The sequence below is a fragment of the Bacillus sp. FSL W8-0183 genome, assembly GCF_038006825.1.
Classification (GTDB): domain Bacteria; phylum Bacillota; class Bacilli; order Bacillales; family Bacillaceae; genus Bacillus; species Bacillus altitudinis.
In genome coordinates, this window is record NZ_JBBOVY010000001.1 from 1863563 (window position 1) to 1881015 (window position 17453).

Sequence of the window (17453 nt, forward strand, 5' to 3'; positions counted from 1 at the left end):
ACATTGATTGAGCTTTTTGCCATCAGAAGCGGCACCATGTACGAGCTTGTGACAGAGAGTGTGACACTTCGGGGGCAAAGGTATCAGGCTCCCCGCTCAATACAAGCAACAATCGTGACAAAACAAGGAAGTCAAAAGTATTACAGCATCAAAGAAGGAGACACGGTTCTTTTCAAGTGGAAGGGGAAAGAACTCTTTCGTGGAACAGTGTTTGCAAGAACACCAAAGGACGAAAAGCTCACTTTTACTGCTTATGACATGCTTCAGTATTTGGTGAAGAATCAGGATGTGTATGTATTTTCAAATAAGAGAGCTGATCAGATAATGAAGCGGCTTGGTCAAGATTTTCAGATCCCGATGACGTCGATCGCTAACACTGGCCATGTCATTAAATCACTTGTATTCAAAAACGATACAAGCCTTTATGACATCATCCTGCAGGCGTTGAAAGAAACAAAGAAGCAAACAGGGCGTAACTATCAAATCTATTCTGCTAAAGGAAAGATGGGGCTGAGAGCGTGGCCTGATCCGTCCGAAGTATGGGTCATTGAATCAGGTGTGAATCTCATTGATTATCAGTACAGCACCTCGATTGAGGAAACGGCCACACGTGTGAAGATGAGAGCAACACATGTGGAAAAAATTAAGGTGCTGAAGAAGGAAAAAAAGAAATCAAAGTCTACTGATCAGGACAAAGATAAGAAAACAGCTAAAACCACGAAGCCGAAAACTGTCACTCAAAAGAAAGAGATTGAGATGTTGGCTGTGGCGAATGATAGTGCTGCTAGAAGTAAATACGGTATCCTTCAGCACGTTGAAAGAGTGTCAGGAGAGATCAACAAAGCACAGCTGCAAAAGAGAGCAGATGTCCGACTGGCTCAAAAGAAAGGCGTAAAAAAAGAGCTGAAAAGTATTCAAGCTCTAGGTATTCCTGGATTACAAAGCGGCATGCCAGTACGCATTATCATTCCTGATATCGGCATTAAAAAAACGTACTGGATCGATCAAGACAGCCATGAATTTAAAGGAACCAAACACACCATGACGATCGATGTCGTTGAAAAGAATACAATCCCAACGGGGAATCAGTCATGAAACTAAGCGATGCAATCAAGCGATTGGCCGTCGATGCGGTTGATGCACAATCGCCAATGGAATTGATACTCGGTGATGTTGTATCTGTTTCTTCTCTTAGTGTTAGGCTCAACGAAAATGACAAACTCATCATTCCTGAAGAACTTCTTATCTGGCCAGCTCGATTGGACGAAGGGGAAGATGATGCACTCGAAGAAGGCGATAGTGTTATGGTCCTTGCGATGACAGGCGGTCAGATGTTTTACATCTTAGATAAAGTAGTAGGAGGTGGTTCATGATGGCACTCTCTCCAGAAGAAGAAATTGAAGATTTCGAGGAGGATGAAGAGGATATTGTTGAACCTTCGACCACCTACCGAATCGACTTTGAGTCTGGCCGTTTAACCAATGAAAAGATTAATGGTCTCGATGCCATTCGCCAATTTGTCTATATGGCTTTGCGAACGGAACGATATTCACATGCCGTTTATAGCCATGATGTAGGATGTGAGGTTCAAGAAGCTGTGTCTGATGAAGAATCAACGGACGAATACAAGGAGATGGAGATCCCGCGGCTCATTGAAGAAGCACTTCTTGTTGATGAGAGAATCGAAAGTGTTCAAGATTTTGAGATCACTAAAGAGGGGGCAGCCTTTAAGGTGATATTTGAAGTGGTGACAGATGAGGGAACCTTGGAGATCGAGGAGGTGATTGGCGAAGATGTTTGAAGAACAATCGTATGAAGCCATCATGGAACGCATGTTGGAACGTATACCCGATGATATTGATAAACGTGAAAACAGCGTTATATGGAATGCGCTGGCTCCTGCAGCTGCGGAACTTGCTCAATCTTATATATGGCTTGATCAGGTATTCGATCTTGTCTTTGCGGATACAGCGCAGGGAGAATTTTTAGATAGACGAGCTGCTGAAGTGGGGATCACTCGTAAAGCGGCCACAAGTGCTGTATGGTCCGTTGAAGTCGCACCTGAAGGTATCAGAATACCAATTGGCTCAAGGTTCTACATTGACAGTCTATATTTTCAATATCAATCTGACGGCACGCTGAAGTGTGAAACCACTGGTGCTGTAGGCAATGGTAATTTTGCAGAGCTGCCGCTCCTATCGCTCGATAACATACCAGGATTAGAGTCTGTCATTTTTGGAGAATTGAAGATACCGGGGCAAGAGGAAGAAGATGATGAAGCTCTTTATGAGCGGTACTTGATGAGGGCAAGGCGGGAAGCTGTCAGCGCCAACAAAGCGCACTATAAAAAATGGGCTGAAGAAGTAGAAGGAGTCGGCAGGGCAAAGGTATTTCCTCTTTGGAATGGTGAAGGCACAGTAAAAGTTGTCATCACTGACGGGAATTTTGATGTGGCGACGGATCTGCTCGTCAATAAGGTCCAAGAGTACATTGATCCTGTTCCAGGAGAAGGAGAAGGTCAAGCACCAATCGGGGCTACTGCCACTGTCGAGAGTGCTAAGTGGAAAGATGTTGAGGTGTCCGTATCCGTGGAGCTCAAAATGGACTATTCACTGGAAGATGCTCAACAAGAAATAGAAGAGAAGATCAAGTCTCTCCTGAAATCACTTGCTTTCGAGGAGAACGTGATCAGAATGTCAGCGATCAATGACATTTTGTATCATGCGGATAGTGTCTCTGATTATGCGGATGTCTTGATCAACGGTGAGTCCAAAAACTTGCCGCTCCAAGACATTGAAATCCCGCGTCTAGGGCAGGTGAACGTTATTGAGCAAGCTTGATGAAATGAAAGCTTATCTTCCTGCTTATCTCACAGAGATCACAGATTTTGATGAGCTCATGAAATCAGAGGCTCCTGAGATGGAAAGGCTAGATGATTCTATTTTTGATATGACTGATCAATTGTTTCCGATCACTGCCACGTGGGGGCTTAATCGATGGGAAAGGATGCTGAAGGTGCAGCGTGAATCAGGTGATTCTATTGAGCTGCGAAGGGCACGTATTTTGAATCTCATGTCAAACATTCCACCGATCACGTATGCTTCTTTAGAGAGGGCAGTCAACCGCTTCCTTAAGAATCCTAGTGCAGTGGTTCGTTTAACAAATGGTCGCTATCATTTCTCACTTCGTGTTAATTTGGATGACCTGCAGAACACCAGATACATTGTAGAAACGCTTGAAAACTTAAAGCCTGCGCACTTGGCTTACAAATTCACAAGCGTTCATCATACGGATGTTCATGAAATCAAAGACTATCATAACCGGCTCACACTGCGCAGCAGAGTGGGCTTTTTTGATCACATCCCGATCCTGCTTAATGGAGAGTTTTTACTGAATGGTACTTTTTATTTGAGCGGATCACGTAATTCAACAGATATTCCAGTGCGCTTCAGACAATCTCTAAAGATGGCCATGAAGCTCAAAAAAGAAATGAAAGTTTCTGGCCGTACAAGATATGTCATGGTAGGGGCCAGAAACGAAACGGATCAACAAGCAGCTCTTACACTTCGATCTCGTTTCAAACACGTAAATAAAGAAAAAAAGAAAATGACATTCCGGATGGCTGCTCATGTATCAAATGATCAGAGTGGCAGTGTCATTATCAAACAGAAATATTGGACGCTTGATGGATCGGTACCGCTAGACGGTTCAAAATATCTAGCTGCCACGTCCAAACAAATAGATTTATAAAGGAGAATCATAATGGCTGATCAATTAACCGTTACAACGCTTTATGCTCGCCAACAAATGGCGAAGGCTAGAGCAGAAGGAACGAGGCTCACAAAAGTGGTTAAGATGGCTTTTGGGAATGGTGGAACTAAGGACGGAAAGCCAATCTCCCTAGACGGCACTGAACAAGAATTAAAGAGTGAGCTTGTTCAAAAAGAAATTGATTCATATGAATTTATGGAGCCGGCGAAGATCCGGTACACGTGCACCATCGCTGAAGGAGAACTCGCAGGCGAAGTCATCAATGAACTAGCCCTTGTCGACGAGGCCGGCAAATTCACCGCCATCCGCACCATGACAGACAAACAAAAAGATGGTGACATTGAATTCATCTTTGAGATTGATGATATTTACTAGGAAAGGAGTGCTCATCGATGGATATTAAATCTCCTAAAGTGTTTGAAACAAGTGATAAAGCTCATGCGGATTTGTTCAATGAAATGGTTAAAGTGTTGCTTGAAAATGACTCTGGACTGTTAGATCAGATCATTGAACATATTGGCGATACTCAGCCACACGCATCTGCAGCAGAGAAGAAGAAATGGAATGAATCGCAGATATATAAGATCACAGCTGATGACGGCAAATACTTGATTTCTGTTCCAGCTGACAAAAATATTTATGATGCGATTAAAGACAAAGGGACTTGTACTTTCATTGCATCCCCAGGTGTAGAGGATTCCCCTGCGCCTAGTAACTCCTATTTAAGAGGAATACAAACGGTGGGGCAAAACAACATTGGGACTGGAATCGCGGTAGATACATCAGGCAATGCGTATTACTTCTACTATAATTCTAATCATATTTCAATTACCTGGACGCAGCTTCCGACATCAGCTGAAAAAGACAAATGGAATAATGGTCAGATCTATAAACTAACGCAAGATTCAGGGACACGAAAATTGATACCTGATGGTGCTGACTTATTAACATTGCCGCCGGGGTTGTATTACGGGATTAACAACAGACTTTTAAATAATCCCGATCCATCTGATATTGGGTGGTTTAACTATGACATATCGGAAAGTAATTCAGATCGAAAAATGATTATAGCTGTAGCGAGCTATAAAAACACGATGTGGTTTAGCACTGTTCATGGTGGGATTTTCCGAGGGTGGAAACGTGTGTTGACAGATGATGAATTAAATAGCACCTGGAATCTAGTAACGTTGATTAACGGTACAGCTCAACATAACGCTGTATACCCCCTCAAATTTTCGATAAGGCAGAATGTCTTACATTTGCGGGGATCATTTGAGAACATACCGCCGAGCGAAACAGTCATTGCCCGATTTGCTCAAAAACCGTCTGGAAAAGCCACTTTTGGTGCTACGACAGTTGGTTCATACGGGTCTGCACGGCTGTCTTTGGCAGAAGATGGTTCACTCAAGTTTGATGGGTTAAATGCTAATGATCCTTCAAAGGTGAACCGAATAGAAATAAACGAGGGAATTCCATTGTGGTAAAGGAGGGAGATAACAAACATGCATATTTTTTTATATGACGAGAATTTTAAATATCAAGGTGAAGATGTAATAAGTGATTATGACGAATTGCCAAAAAACGCTACGGAGGTACGGCCGCAAGATGGATTGTATCTTCCCGAGTTTGACGAGACAAAGAGAGAATGGTTTGAATCAGCCACTAAAGAGTATATTGATAGTTTGCAGCCTGATCCAGGTCCACCATCAGATATTGAACTATTAAAACAACAAAATGCGGATTTGCTCCAGCAACTGGCAGAGTCAGAAAAGAGAGCAGAAGAACAATCAAAAACAACAGCAGAACTTGTTATGTTACTGACTGAAAAGGGGGTAATTTAATTGGATTGGTTCCGTAGTATTTCATTGTTCTATCAGTGGACCTGTTATAAAGAAAAAGACGTTGCAAAATTTGTACGTTTTGGGAAGATCACGCCGGAACAATACAAAAAAATAACAAAAGAAGAATATCAAACAAACGCTGAATAGGCGTTTTTATTTTGCCTTCTTTAAGGAGGTGGACAAAGTGTGAAGGAGTAGGTGAGTATGGTGGAAATGGATTTGGCGCAATATTTGATGACACAAGGACCCTTTGCGGTTCTTTTTTGTTGGGTGCTGTTTTACGTATTAAACACAACAAAGGAACGAGAAAACAAGCTCAATGAACAAATCGAAGCGCAAAATGATGTGTTAGCAAAGTTTAGTGAGAAGTATGACGTCGTGATCGACAAGCTCGATAAAATTGAACGGAATTTAAAATAATAGGAGGAAACAATTATGAAAAACTTCGACAAAGGCACTGTGATCCGTACAGTGCTTCTTTTTATGGCATTAATCAACCAAGCATTAATTCTATTTGGCAAGCCAATCTTGCCGATCAGCGAGGATCAAGTCACTTCGTTGGCTGAGACATTGTACCTTGCTGGCTCAATGATCTTTACAATCGTAACAACCCTTTTAGCGTGGTTCAAAAATAACTATGTGACTGACAAAGGCAAGTTACAAAAAGAAGTCCTGAAACAAAAAGGATTAACGAAGTAAGGAGCTGCCATGTGGCGGCTCTTTTTATATTAAATTGATCAAAGGAGACGATGAAAGTGGTAAAAATCATTAAAGATTATATTCCGAAAAGCAACAAGAACCGCCCAGGAAACAAAATGAAACCTCTATATATTACGGTCCACAATACAGCCAACACTGACAAAGGAGCAAACGCTTTGCGTCATGTCAATTATGTGAAAAAACCTAATACAGCTACAAGCTGGCACTTTACAGTGGATGATAAAGTCATTTATCAACATCTGCCGTTGAATGAAAACGGATGGCATGCGGGAGACGGCAGAGGAACCGGAAATATGAAGTCGATAGGCATTGAAATTTGTGAAAATGCAGACGGCAATTTTGAAAAAGCGGTTGAAAATGCTCAATGGCTCATTCGTCAGCTCATGACAGAGCAAGGCATTCCATTGGCAAATGTTGTGCCACATAAGAGATGGAGCGGCAAGAACTGTCCTCGCAAGTTGTTGAATCGTTGGGATTCATTCAAAGCGGGTATTGCAACCGCGAAGCCGGCGACACCTGTAAAAAATACACCATCCAAGCCAAAAGCGAGTAAACCTAAAAAATCAGTTAACTTGCCATCTGGCATCCTTAAAGTGACCAAACCTTTGACAAAGGGTGCGGGAGTAAAAGCATTGCAGGAAGCTCTGGCTACTGTTTATTTCTATCCTGAAAAGGGAGCTAAAAACAACGGGATTGATGGCTACTATGGTCCGAAAACTGCGAATGCGGTCAAGCGATTCCAGCTCATGCACGGGCTGGTTGCTGATGGAATTTACGGGCCTAAGACTAAAGCAGCTCTTCAAAAAGCATTGAAATAGTACTGTTACATGATCATTGAAAGAAAAGCATTATGAAGTCGGAAAGAAATAAGCGGAATTTTTTGCGGTTGCTTACGATAAAATGTGGGTAGCCGTCTTACATAATAATTACGTATAATAAAGCGGAGGGGAGGCGGAAGATATAAAGATAAAGAAGATTTCCGTATGTTTTTTGGTTTGCGCTAGTTTTCTACTACTGCTAGTGGGATGTGGTGGTGTAAAAGTTAGTGAATCTAAGGACGAGATTGAATACAATTATGAGGATAGTCCGGATCCGAATCTAAGTTCGGACAAACCGAAAGACTTGAAAACTGTAGATGTCGACTATAAAAGTAATGCAGAAGACGTGAGTGTGAATGTAGAAAAACTACATTTCTCAGACGGCGAGGTTGGGTTAAGTATATCTTTTAAAAACACCTCGGAAGATAAAACATACTTAGTATCTCCTGCCACGTTCATATTACGTGTTAACTCAGCGAAAACTCTCGGGTCATCCGAATTGGTTTTTGTTGATTATAATTCCGAAGATATAATTATGGATGCTAAGGACGATACTTTTAAATCCGTTTCATATTGGTCTTTGGGTGACATTGATTACGATAAGATAAAAGATATCGAATTACAAGTAATCCTAAGTAAAAGGACTAACACTGCTACTGAATCCTTAGTCCATTTTAATAGAACGATAAATTTTTAAGCGAAAAGCCCCGTCCCTAGCCGGATGGGGCGTTTTTTACGTTTAGTATTAGTATCCCCTCAGTTGTTACTTCATGATGTCTCCTCAATGAATTAAATACTGCTATTAAAAAGTTCTAAATCCAAATAATTTTATAACATTACTATAAAATCTTAAATTTACCTTAAATATCCTATAAAGTCTTTATTTAAATTTAAAGCAAAACTATACTAAAGGAGCTTTAAATTACATAAATAGGAGGATTATTAGGTGAAAATCACTAACAAGGTTTTAAGTTTACTATTAATATTTTCATTGTTTGTAGGTGTTACAGGTTTTATTCCACAAGTGAAAGCTGTCAGTCAAGACGAAAATGAGGCTTATTTAGAAGATAGTAGTGTGATTATTGAAGAAGATAATGATGCTGATGCCGAAGAAGAACTTGAAGAAATTCAAGGAGTCGAAGTAAATTCAGATAAAGGTGCTCGGAGTGAAGAAGAACTAAAAAAAATTAAAATAGCATCTTGGGATCCTTACGGCGGAACTGGTGGAGGCCGTATTGGAGGCGGTGGTGGAGGTGGTTCCATTGTACCAAAGCCAAAACCAAAACCAAAATCTACATCAAAACCTTCTCTTCCAGCAAAAGGGTTCAAATCAGGTCGAGATGGTGAAAAGTATCTTAACAAAATTGTTAACGGTATTGGCCATAAAACATTCGACAAGGTGCGTGTCTATGATCATAAAAAGAAAAAATGGGTGCAAGAGAGAAGAATCGTAGATGCATATAACCCTAAAACGGATACGGCACACGAATCAAAAGTTGGTTATGCTAATTTATCAAATTTTATTAGGAAACAGATTGATAAGGATGTACAATTAAGAAAGACAAATAGAGTAAAAAACCTCAAATGGCACTTTTTTAAGAGTGAATCAACTGGTAGAATTGGAGCAAGCAAACCACTATTGAAGTATCTTAAAGACAAAAAAATTCCATATCAAATTCATGAAAAATAATTATTTTAGGGAGAGTAATAATGGAAGAATATCCTTGGGAAGCCCCACCTTTTGAAATGAAAGCTTTTGACGATATGTCAAAAAAGGAAGCAAAACAATTCTTTGATTGGTATGTTTCACAAATTCCAGAGAGAATCAAAGTGCTAGAGGAAGTAACCGAAGGGTATGTGACTCTTGATTTTACAAAAGAATCTTTAATTGATCTTTTTTCCTGGTTTTTAGATTTTGTTACAATACGTGAATTAACAGAAGAAGAGATTGGAAGTTTGTTGGAGGAGTTTCGCCAATATCCTGATCATGTGTACCAAGATGAAAAGAAAACTTTACTAGCTAATCCAGTTGACCTTGAACAAATTGATTACGCGGTTGCAATGGATATAGCCATATACTATGGCGAAACAATTATAAAGAATTACCCACAAGTTAAATGGACTTACTTCACAAAACCGAAGTCATATGTTTATTTAAACGAACCTATCCTTTCGTATGAAGAGACAGAATTTCCATATGAAAGAAATCCGAGAAGCCTAATGAGAATTTTAGCGCATAGAATAAAAGATAAAGAAGCTACAGAAATGTCACTGTATGATACTTTTTTAATGGATGAAAAAGATATACTGGGCATCTTTGATGATCCTGAAGATTAGAATAAAGGGGCAACTTCTCACTTGGAAGTTGCTCTTTTTAGTGTAGCATACATTAGTTAGCAGATATTAAAACCGCCATTCTCTTTTCTCTTTATCCCATTTCAATTCTTCTTTTTCCAGAAGGTTTTGGACTGCTTGCCTAACAGTCGTCTCATTTTTACCGGTCTTTCATTTCAGATCGTCAATTGTTGGATTCTTACGGAAGCGGCTCATATTATAAATAATTCGATAAATCTTTCTCTCGAGATCTGACATACAATCACCACCAAAAATAGTTTAACAGAATATATGTTCGTAAGGGAATTTTGTTTAATGACATTAGGAGGAAATAAACTTTGAAATCTTTTTGGGAAATAGACGATGAAGGTTACTATACGTTAAAAAAGATCAACGAAGCAGAAATATCTAAGGCTGAAAAGAAACTTGGGGTCACTTTGCCAGGTACATATAAAAAGCTCATATTAGAACAGAATGGTGGTTATACCATTCATAATGCTTTTCCAACCACTCATTCTAATTCATGGGCTGAGGATCACATTCAATTTAATCACCTGCTGGGAATTGCTGAAGATGAAGGGATTATGGATAGTGCCTACTTAATTAAAGAGTGGGAGCTGCCAGAAGGGCTTGTTTTGATTAACGGGGATGGCCATACTTGGGTAGCGATGGATTATCGAAAAACGAAAGAGAATCCTGCAATTCATTATTTTGATGTTGAGATGGAAGAAGACTTTAAGTTAGCAGATTCCTTTGATGAATTCATTCAGGTGCTTTATACAGCTGAGTACACTGTTGATGAAGAAGCAGCAGATGGTGAATATGAACTTTCTGAAGTTCATTTAAGTAAAAAAGAACTTGAAGCCATATTTGAATTAGACGTCCTTGATGAAGAGAATCTTTATAAAATTCAATATTACCCGATGGTTGATTTGAACGAAATTGAATGGTTTTTTAAAAATATGCAATATCACATTGAAAAAACAAAAGATGAAGATGATCTTTATGAAGTAGCTTCTACGATTAACAACGTTCTCTTATTGAATCCCAATATGCCAATCAATGATAAAATTAATGGAAATCTAAATCAAATTGCTAAATTTTTAGAAAAAAATAAAGATCCACTTATAGTAAATCTCGGAGAACATATTGCTATGAAAACAAGTTTCCTTTGGTAAGCTTTGGGCACAAAAAACAGTCCATACTAGTGGAAGATTTATTTGGAGTATCATCAAATAATAAAAGGCATACCAGAGAGGCGAATTCGTCTCTCTTTTTTTGTTCTTTTTTGCGGTTTCTTTTCGGTGTGGAATATTCAAACGGATGATAATATATGTAATTATAGGGAAAATAAAGGAATGGATAGGGGGAGGTTTGTTTGGGAGAAAAAGTAGCAAGCCCATTTGTTGCTAAAATGATCGGTGATTGGTACGGATATATCAAGAAACAGGACATTCTAAAGGCTGAAAATAAGAGAAAAGAGATCGTAATAGCCTTTGAAAATATGGAAGAAGATCAAAATGTCTTATTATACTTTAACTTGATTGATTCCAGATACAAAATGTTGGCGCAGGAGTTTGAGGGATCAAAAGATATATTGAAGCAAATAGACATTGAAGAGAAGCAGAAAACGGATGACATGATTCAGTATTATTATTTCTTCTTCAATGGCATGTATGAGTTTTATAAAAAGCGCTTTTCAGACGCTATCAACTATTATCATATTGCAGAGACCCGACTTCGGAACGTTCCTGACGATTTAGAACGTGCTGAATTTAATTATCAGCTTTCGATTGCATACTACGAAATCGCACAAAATCATTTCTCCATTAACCACGCCAAAAAAGCTTTAGAAAGCTTTAAATCAGCAGATTTACAAGAGAGTCGGATTGCTACTACTCTAATGGTAATCGCATCAAATAAGATGGATTTAAACCAATTTGTACAAGCTGAATCCACCTATAAGGATGCTATCAATTTAGCAGCAGAATCTAAAATTGATTTTCCACAAGCGCTAGGGTATTTCAATCTTGGGATATGTTATGAGCGTCAAGGAAAGCTTCAGCAAGCTTTAGAATGTTTACAAAATGTCTTTTCGGTTGAATTAAAAAAGCCACACAAACCACTGTATATGAGAACAAATTACATGTTAGCGCGTGTACTCTTCCAGTTAGATAAAAAAGCTGAAGGGCTGGATGCACACAACGAGTCACTCATGTTAGCGAATGAATTAGCTGACAATGCGTATATTGCTAAGTTAAATATCATACATTCAATATATGTAACAGATGATGAAATTCAGCTCGACGCAGCTCTTGATGTACTGAAAAATCAAAAACTTTGGACAGATGCCGCAGAATTGTCAATTATGGCAGCAAGATTTTATAAAAAGCAGGATAATTACAAACTGGCATCAAAATACTTTGATGAAGGTTTGGAATCACAGGCCAAAAAATTGACATGGATGGAGGAGGAAGCTGAATGAAGCACCTGAAAGTTATGATATTAAGCCTTACCTTATTAATGGGGATCACAACCACTGTACATATAAATTCCTCAAATGATTTTCAAACCGCAGAAAACGGCTACTTTGGTTAAGCATTAGGAGAAAGTAGACTCCATTAATAAAAGAAAAAGCCCTTTTCGGGGCTTCTTTTTTATTTGAACCGCCATTCTTTTTTCTCTTAATCCTATATCAACTCTTCCAACATTTTACTTTAAGGAGTCTACAATTGAATCATAAATTAAATGCAAACGAATAAGATTAATGATTTCTTTAAGTTCGGCAACAAAAAAATCAATATTTAACAAGATTTGTGATATTATTTAATTAAAATCATTAAAGAGGGGCCAGAATGACGACAATATTAGATAAGTTTATAAAAGAAAATGAATTTCCGACTGTATTTATTGGGTCGGGAATTTCAAAGCGTTTTCTCGTGGATTTTCCAGATTGGTCTTCATTGTTAAATGAATTTTGGGAGAAATTAGATGAGCCTCAAGATTTTTTTGGTGAATTTAATATTATAAGAGATGAAATAAAAAATAAATCTCCAAAGTATACTAACAAAGAGCTAGATCATTACTCAAATATTGAGATGGGTACTCGATTGGAAAGTAAATACAACCAAGCATTTAATGAAGGAAGAGTGAGTATAGAAAATTTCGGTACTAAAGATGCTTTTGATACAAAAGTTTCCCCATTTAAAAAGGCAATCGCGAATAGATTTAACAGTTATAAATTGATTGATGAAATGAAAGAGGAATTTGAAATTTTTAAAAAGATGCTATCAAAAACACAGATAGTATTAACCACAAATTATGATTACTTTATTGAGAATTCTTATAATGAATATAGTAATTATAGTTTAACAAAGTTCATTGGACAAAAAGGCTTTTTTTCTACTAATTATGGATATGCGGAACTTTATAAATTACACGGGTGTGCGGAAAGTCCTCAAGACATAATAATAACCGAAAATGATTATAATAATTTTGAAGAGAATTCTGTGTTGATAAGCGCTAAAATAATCTCAACCATGATGCATTCGCCAATAATTTTTATGGGTTACTCTTTAACTGACATTAATATTAGGAAGATAATACGAGAGTTCACCAAATCATTAAATGATAAGGAGATTGAGATACTAGAAGATAGGCTTGTACTTATACAATGGAAAGAGGGGTGTGAAGAATTAGTACAAGAAGTCGAGAATGATAGAGATTTAGGTTGTAAATTAAAAGTTATTAAAACGGATAATTTTAAGCTTATTTTTGAAAAGTTAAGCACAATTAATCAAGGTGTTGCTCCAACAGAGGTTAGAAAATATCATCATGTAATAAAAGAACTTATAATCGATCGCGGAAAAAAAGGCACATTAAATTCTGTGTTAATATCTCCTATTGAAATTGATAATATTAAGGAGACTCTTCAAAATAAAAATATAACAGTTGCATTAGGTGATTCTACGTATATTTTTCAAATACCTGATATCATTACGTATTCTTTAGATTATATCTCTGATAAAGATGAAATAGGAAATGAAATACGAATGAGATTTGCAGTTAATCAGGCATATAGAGCAAGGTTTCCTATAGTTAAGTTATTAAATGAAGATCTTATAAACTCAACTGGGCTTCATAAAACAGAAAAAGAAAGGTTGATACAGAAGATAGAGTATTTTACTAATTTCGAATTGCATTATTGTAAAATCGTTCCCAGTTCAGTCATGCTAAGAAATTGCAATGATTTAAATAAGATTATTAAATTAAAGACCAAAGATGATAATATTTACGAGACATTGTCTTTTAATATTAAAGAACTAAAATTAGAAGAGTTGAAAACTTATTTAATTAGAGTTCTGACTGATCTGAAACAAAAAGGTGAAATCAAGCTTACTACTCAACTTAGACGTCTTTTATTACTGTATGATATTATAAAAAACAAAGGGAACAACGCCTAACCACAAAGAGTGATTGCCATTGTTCCCCTGCACTAAATTAATATACAGCTAATTATAAATATTATGTTTTAAATAGTCAAGTTAATCACAAAAACTTTTCTAGAAACAAAGTCTTTATTTAGGGGCAGGCATTCAACTTATTCTACAGACTCCAGAAATATTTGAAACCAAGGAAATTTAAACAGAGATATTTAATAAGAACTTAAGTTTTGATTTGTTATTTCATTATTATAATCAGATTGTTCATGAACCTGGCTGACACTCAGTCAGGTCTTTTTTATATTTACTGGTAAACTTGTTTTTCTTGTAGGAGGTGATATGAGTTGAAAGTCAAAATCATTGAAGGGCCGAAAGTTGACGAGCGTCTTAATGATTGCTATCACTATTTAATTAAGTGGTGGAGGAAAGAGTTAAATTGGGATAGTAATTTACAGAAGAATATTGTCTGTCAAAGTGTAAGCAATAAAAGGGTAAGGGACGGGGAGCTTGATTGAAGCATATATGAAGAAATTAGGTACGGTAATTCCATTAAAGATGAAGGTTTATCAGGTTTTTCTAATTAGACTTCGGAATAAAATTAAAACAGACCTAAATGGTCTGTTTTATAGAAAGGATTTGTTATTTTTTATCAAACTAGGTTTATAATGAATTCTCATTCTTTTAGGAAACACCCACAAAACGCCCACGAATCACCCACAATTTAAAAATATTTTATGATTTTGTATTATTTTTTTAGGATGAAAATCTCTATAAATCAACGTTGATGATTCACTAAGACATGTAAAGACAGTATAGGTTATAATCCGCACCCAAGTTCACCCATGGGAACGCGATCAGTATATGTCTCAGTATTAATAAAGAAAACCCCTTGGAGCCATTGGCTTCAGGGGGTTTTTATTTTTGTGGGTGTTTCTAATATTTCAAAATGAAGAAGCTGCAACCACAATTCACCCACAAAAAAATGATAAAAAAATCACTCCATTATCTTGGAGATATACTCTTCATAATTATTCATTGAATCTGTGTCTATTTTTTCTAGTATGATGTCCAAGCCAACGAAGCTGTACCGATGCAGAAAGATGAGAAGCAGCTGCTAATGATTAGATTGCCCTCAAAGTGTGCAAGACGATTCTGACGGGAATGATCAAAAAGATGAGGAAGACGGGGACGGGGCTACATAAGGTGGCACGCAAACGATCAAGACGATTGTTCCTGCTTCTTGAGGTATGCGAAAAGCTAGGATTAAAGAAAGATCGATATTACAAATTGAAAAAGCAAGCAACGTTTAAACTTTCGACAGCACTTGGAATCATCTGAGTGCTGTTTTTGTATCTTTATTCCTATTTAATGACAAGTTTTGTGTTGGTAAAATTGACCTTGTCAATGAATAGGAAGGAGTGAACTCTGCTGGGGAAGATACTTGATGCTAAAGCACTAACCAGTGCCATGGACGCAAGGGCGAAACATTATCAGGAACTCCGCGAACAAATGGTTGATTTAAAAAAGGCACTTCAAGGCGTGGCAAACCTGGGTGATGATTTCACTGGGAAAGGTGCGGATAACATAAAAAGTTTCTACAAAGAGCTCGCCGGAAATGTAGACATGTTTATCAGCTTCATCGATAAGCAGAAAGCCTTTCATGAAGGTGTTTCTGGGACACTTGATGATACAAACTTTGGCGGCGACACCTTTGTAGAAGAACACTTTTTAGACAACGCTTTACATATGGGAATCAAGAATGCCAAAAGCATTGTGAAGGATCAAAAAAAGGCACTCAAAACGATTTTCGAAGATATTGATGACCTCATATCTCTAGAGGTATTTGATAGTAAAACCTTTGATGAAAAGATTGCAGATGCGGAAGACGAACGAAAAAAGACGGTTAAAGATTTAATAGAGCTTGATCAAAATCTAAAAGATGAATATGCTTTGTCAGAGACGGAGCAACAAGCTACAATGGCTTTGTACTCAGAAATGATGAATGCGACAAATGACGGAAAATCCATTTCACCTATGAATTTTGACAAAAAAGCATTTCAAGATAGTGAAATCTATAAGGCAAAAAGCGATATTGAGAAGCAAACTGCTGAATATCTCAAAATCAAAAAAGAACAAGAAGAAGCCCGCGAGATTGCAAAGGAACAAGAAGCGCTTGCCAACCGTCCTTGGTATGAAAAAGCCCTTGATTATGGGGGGAACATTGTAAATGAGTTGACCGGAGTGAACGATGCAAAACGTGCCGCAACAGGTGTCGATCCGATCACAGGTGAAGAACTCACCGCAGGACAGCGAGTCGCCGCAGGCGGCATGGCAGCAGCAGGATACATCCCGATTGTCGGCTGGGCAGGACGTATTTTCAAAGGCGGAAAAGCCGTCTATAAAACGACTCAAGCCACGTCCGCCGCAGTCAGAGCAGTCGACATTTACAAGACATCACAGAAATCTTTCGATGCCTTAAAAACATCACAAAAAGGCTTATACGGTCTTACTGCGACCAACGGCTTCAGCGAAGCGATTACGGGTCGAGATATGTTTGGAAATAAAGTCTCGAAAGAACAGCAGGAAGCGAGTATGAATGCGGCGCTGGGGATGCTTTTGCCATTTGGGGCGAAAGGATTTCATGGGAAGATGGGTGTAAAGAGTTCAGGTATACCTAATATTTCAAAAAGGCATGATGAAATTGCTCATAAAAGTTATTATGGTAGAAAAGATTTTAGAATAAAGATAAATAGTGCAGTATACTCTCATCATGATAATAAGCATTTAAAGGCTAGAACTGCTGAAGAAGCGAAGCGTTTTAGTGAAACCGGAAGACGAAATGCTCAATACCTACCTGAAATAAATAATAAAGTGATAGAAAAAGAAGCTCTTCAAAGAGGGCATATCATTGATAATGGCAATAATAATTTTTACTTCATTTATGATACTGGTAAAGTTGTTGGTTATGATAATGGAAAATCTACTAGTTGGATTAGAGGAGAACTAACGAGTGGTAATGTGTATCACGGTCATCCAATAGCTGGTGATAGATTAAATAAGTATTTAAACAAATTAGGAATAAAATAACTATAAAATTAACAAAGAGGTCGGATAAAGATGAGAAAGCATGTGAAACTTAATATTCCGGAAGTAAACATCCATCCCTTGAGGATAACTGAAGGTTGGAATGTCCGTTATAATCATTTTTGGGAAATTGACCCTAGAAAGTTAGACACAGAAGATGAAAGATGGTTTATGTTCACTGAAAGTTTGTTACAGCTTTATCATGAGAAATCATCAATAACATTGGACTTAGGTTGGTATCCCGATTTATCTTCAGATGGCAACTATCTTGTTCTAATAGTTAAAAATACAGATTGGGACAATCCTATTCAGGAGTTTAGCTCTGATGACTATAGCAAAGTGATAGATTTTATAGAATTTCATTTAAAAGAAATTACATCTAACTGGTGGAAATAAAACTGTATGTATTTCTACGAGGTTAATAAAGCTAGTACTCCTCTGTT

20 protein-coding genes and 1 pseudogene are annotated in these 17453 nt (G+C 37.6%); 20 read left to right on the forward strand and 1 reads right to left on the reverse strand.

The window, feature by feature from the left end; all coding sequences use genetic code 11:
- Window positions 1–3: 3 nt before the first annotated feature.
- The 14 genes from NSQ64_RS09745 (at window position 4) to NSQ64_RS09810 (ending at window position 9487) form a co-directional block, all read left to right on the forward strand.
- On the forward strand, window positions 4–1095 hold the full coding sequence (locus NSQ64_RS09745; RefSeq protein WP_341016213.1) for an XkdQ/YqbQ family protein: 1092 nt from the start codon (window positions 4–6) through the stop codon (window positions 1093–1095).
- Window positions 1092–1373, forward strand: a complete 282-nt coding sequence (locus NSQ64_RS09750; protein ID WP_101677310.1) for a DUF2577 family protein — start codon at window positions 1092–1094, stop codon at window positions 1371–1373. The genes NSQ64_RS09745 and NSQ64_RS09750 overlap by 4 nt, the downstream gene beginning before the upstream one ends.
- A complete protein-coding gene (locus NSQ64_RS09755) occupies window positions 1373–1801 on the forward strand; it encodes a DUF2634 domain-containing protein (RefSeq protein WP_041506904.1) in 429 nt (142 codons plus the stop codon). The genes NSQ64_RS09750 and NSQ64_RS09755 overlap by 1 nt, the downstream gene beginning before the upstream one ends.
- Window positions 1794–2840, forward strand: coding sequence for a baseplate J/gp47 family protein (locus NSQ64_RS09760; protein WP_341016216.1), 1047 nt, complete (start codon window positions 1794–1796; stop codon window positions 2838–2840). Before NSQ64_RS09755 ends, NSQ64_RS09760 begins: the two co-directional genes overlap by 8 nt.
- Window positions 2827–3750: a YmfQ family protein gene (locus tag NSQ64_RS20970; protein ID WP_434082977.1), complete on the forward strand. Its 924-nt coding sequence runs from the start codon at window positions 2827–2829 to the stop codon at window positions 3748–3750. Before NSQ64_RS09760 ends, NSQ64_RS20970 begins: the two co-directional genes overlap by 14 nt.
- A gap of 12 nt (window positions 3751–3762) precedes the next feature.
- Entirely contained in the window at window positions 3763–4146 is a 384-nt protein-coding gene (locus tag NSQ64_RS09770; RefSeq protein ID WP_341016219.1) for a phage tail-collar fiber domain-containing protein, read from the forward strand.
- 17 nt (window positions 4147–4163) lie between these two features.
- Window positions 4164–5255 carry a hypothetical protein gene (locus NSQ64_RS09775; protein ID WP_341016221.1) on the forward strand — a complete coding sequence of 364 codons (1092 nt, stop codon included), beginning with the start codon at window positions 4164–4166 and terminating at the stop codon, window positions 5253–5255.
- Window positions 5256–5273: 18 nt separating this feature from the next.
- The gene (locus NSQ64_RS09780; RefSeq protein WP_341016222.1) at window positions 5274–5612 is read left to right on the forward strand and encodes a hypothetical protein; all 339 of its coding nucleotides are present in this window, start codon (window positions 5274–5276) and stop codon (window positions 5610–5612) included.
- Window positions 5613–5759, forward strand: a complete 147-nt coding sequence (locus NSQ64_RS09785) for an XkdX family protein (RefSeq protein WP_341016224.1) — start codon at window positions 5613–5615, stop codon at window positions 5757–5759.
- A 60-nt stretch (window positions 5760–5819) separates the two neighbouring features.
- A complete protein-coding gene (locus NSQ64_RS09790) occupies window positions 5820–6032 on the forward strand; it encodes a BhlA/UviB family holin-like peptide (RefSeq protein WP_034620157.1) in 213 nt (70 codons plus the stop codon).
- Between the two features lie 15 nt (window positions 6033–6047).
- Window positions 6048–6311 carry a phage holin gene (locus tag NSQ64_RS09795; RefSeq protein ID WP_341016228.1) on the forward strand — a complete coding sequence of 88 codons (264 nt, stop codon included), beginning with the start codon at window positions 6048–6050 and terminating at the stop codon, window positions 6309–6311.
- A gap of 56 nt (window positions 6312–6367) precedes the next feature.
- Complete coding sequence (locus NSQ64_RS09800; RefSeq protein WP_341016230.1) at window positions 6368–7150, forward strand: peptidoglycan recognition protein family protein; 783 nt, start codon at window positions 6368–6370, stop codon at window positions 7148–7150.
- A gap of 946 nt (window positions 7151–8096) precedes the next feature.
- On the forward strand, window positions 8097–8840 hold the full coding sequence (locus tag NSQ64_RS09805) for a hypothetical protein (protein WP_341016233.1): 744 nt from the start codon (window positions 8097–8099) through the stop codon (window positions 8838–8840).
- A 20-nt stretch (window positions 8841–8860) separates the two neighbouring features.
- On the forward strand, window positions 8861–9487 hold the full coding sequence (locus NSQ64_RS09810) for a hypothetical protein (RefSeq protein WP_341016236.1): 627 nt from the start codon (window positions 8861–8863) through the stop codon (window positions 9485–9487).
- A 66-nt stretch (window positions 9488–9553) separates the two neighbouring features.
- Here the strand turns inward: NSQ64_RS09810 and NSQ64_RS09815 are convergent.
- Window positions 9554–9742, reverse strand: a pseudogene (locus tag NSQ64_RS09815) (BlaI/MecI/CopY family transcriptional regulator).
- 80 nt (window positions 9743–9822) lie between these two features.
- Here NSQ64_RS09815 and NSQ64_RS09820 point away from each other — a divergent pair.
- The 6 genes from NSQ64_RS09820 (at window position 9823) to NSQ64_RS09845 (ending at window position 17406) form a co-directional block, all read left to right on the forward strand.
- Window positions 9823–10662 carry an SMI1/KNR4 family protein gene (locus tag NSQ64_RS09820; RefSeq protein WP_341016239.1) on the forward strand — a complete coding sequence of 280 codons (840 nt, stop codon included), beginning with the start codon at window positions 9823–9825 and terminating at the stop codon, window positions 10660–10662.
- Between the two features lie 200 nt (window positions 10663–10862).
- The gene (locus NSQ64_RS09825) at window positions 10863–11969 is read left to right on the forward strand and encodes a Rap family tetratricopeptide repeat protein (RefSeq protein WP_341016241.1); all 1107 of its coding nucleotides are present in this window, start codon (window positions 10863–10865) and stop codon (window positions 11967–11969) included.
- A gap of 370 nt (window positions 11970–12339) precedes the next feature.
- Complete coding sequence (locus tag NSQ64_RS09830; RefSeq protein WP_341016243.1) at window positions 12340–13947, forward strand: SIR2 family protein; 1608 nt, start codon at window positions 12340–12342, stop codon at window positions 13945–13947.
- 1182 nt (window positions 13948–15129) lie between these two features.
- Complete coding sequence (locus NSQ64_RS09835) at window positions 15130–15264, forward strand: hypothetical protein (RefSeq protein WP_255817034.1); 135 nt, start codon at window positions 15130–15132, stop codon at window positions 15262–15264.
- Window positions 15265–15393: 129 nt separating this feature from the next.
- Window positions 15394–17013 carry a ribonuclease YeeF family protein gene (locus tag NSQ64_RS09840; RefSeq protein WP_445684643.1) on the forward strand — a complete coding sequence of 540 codons (1620 nt, stop codon included), beginning with the start codon at window positions 15394–15396 and terminating at the stop codon, window positions 17011–17013.
- A gap of 30 nt (window positions 17014–17043) precedes the next feature.
- Window positions 17044–17406 (forward strand): hypothetical protein, encoded by a 363-nt coding sequence (locus NSQ64_RS09845; RefSeq protein ID WP_171465003.1) that lies wholly within the window; start codon window positions 17044–17046, stop codon window positions 17404–17406.
- Window positions 17407–17453 lie beyond the last annotated feature (47 nt).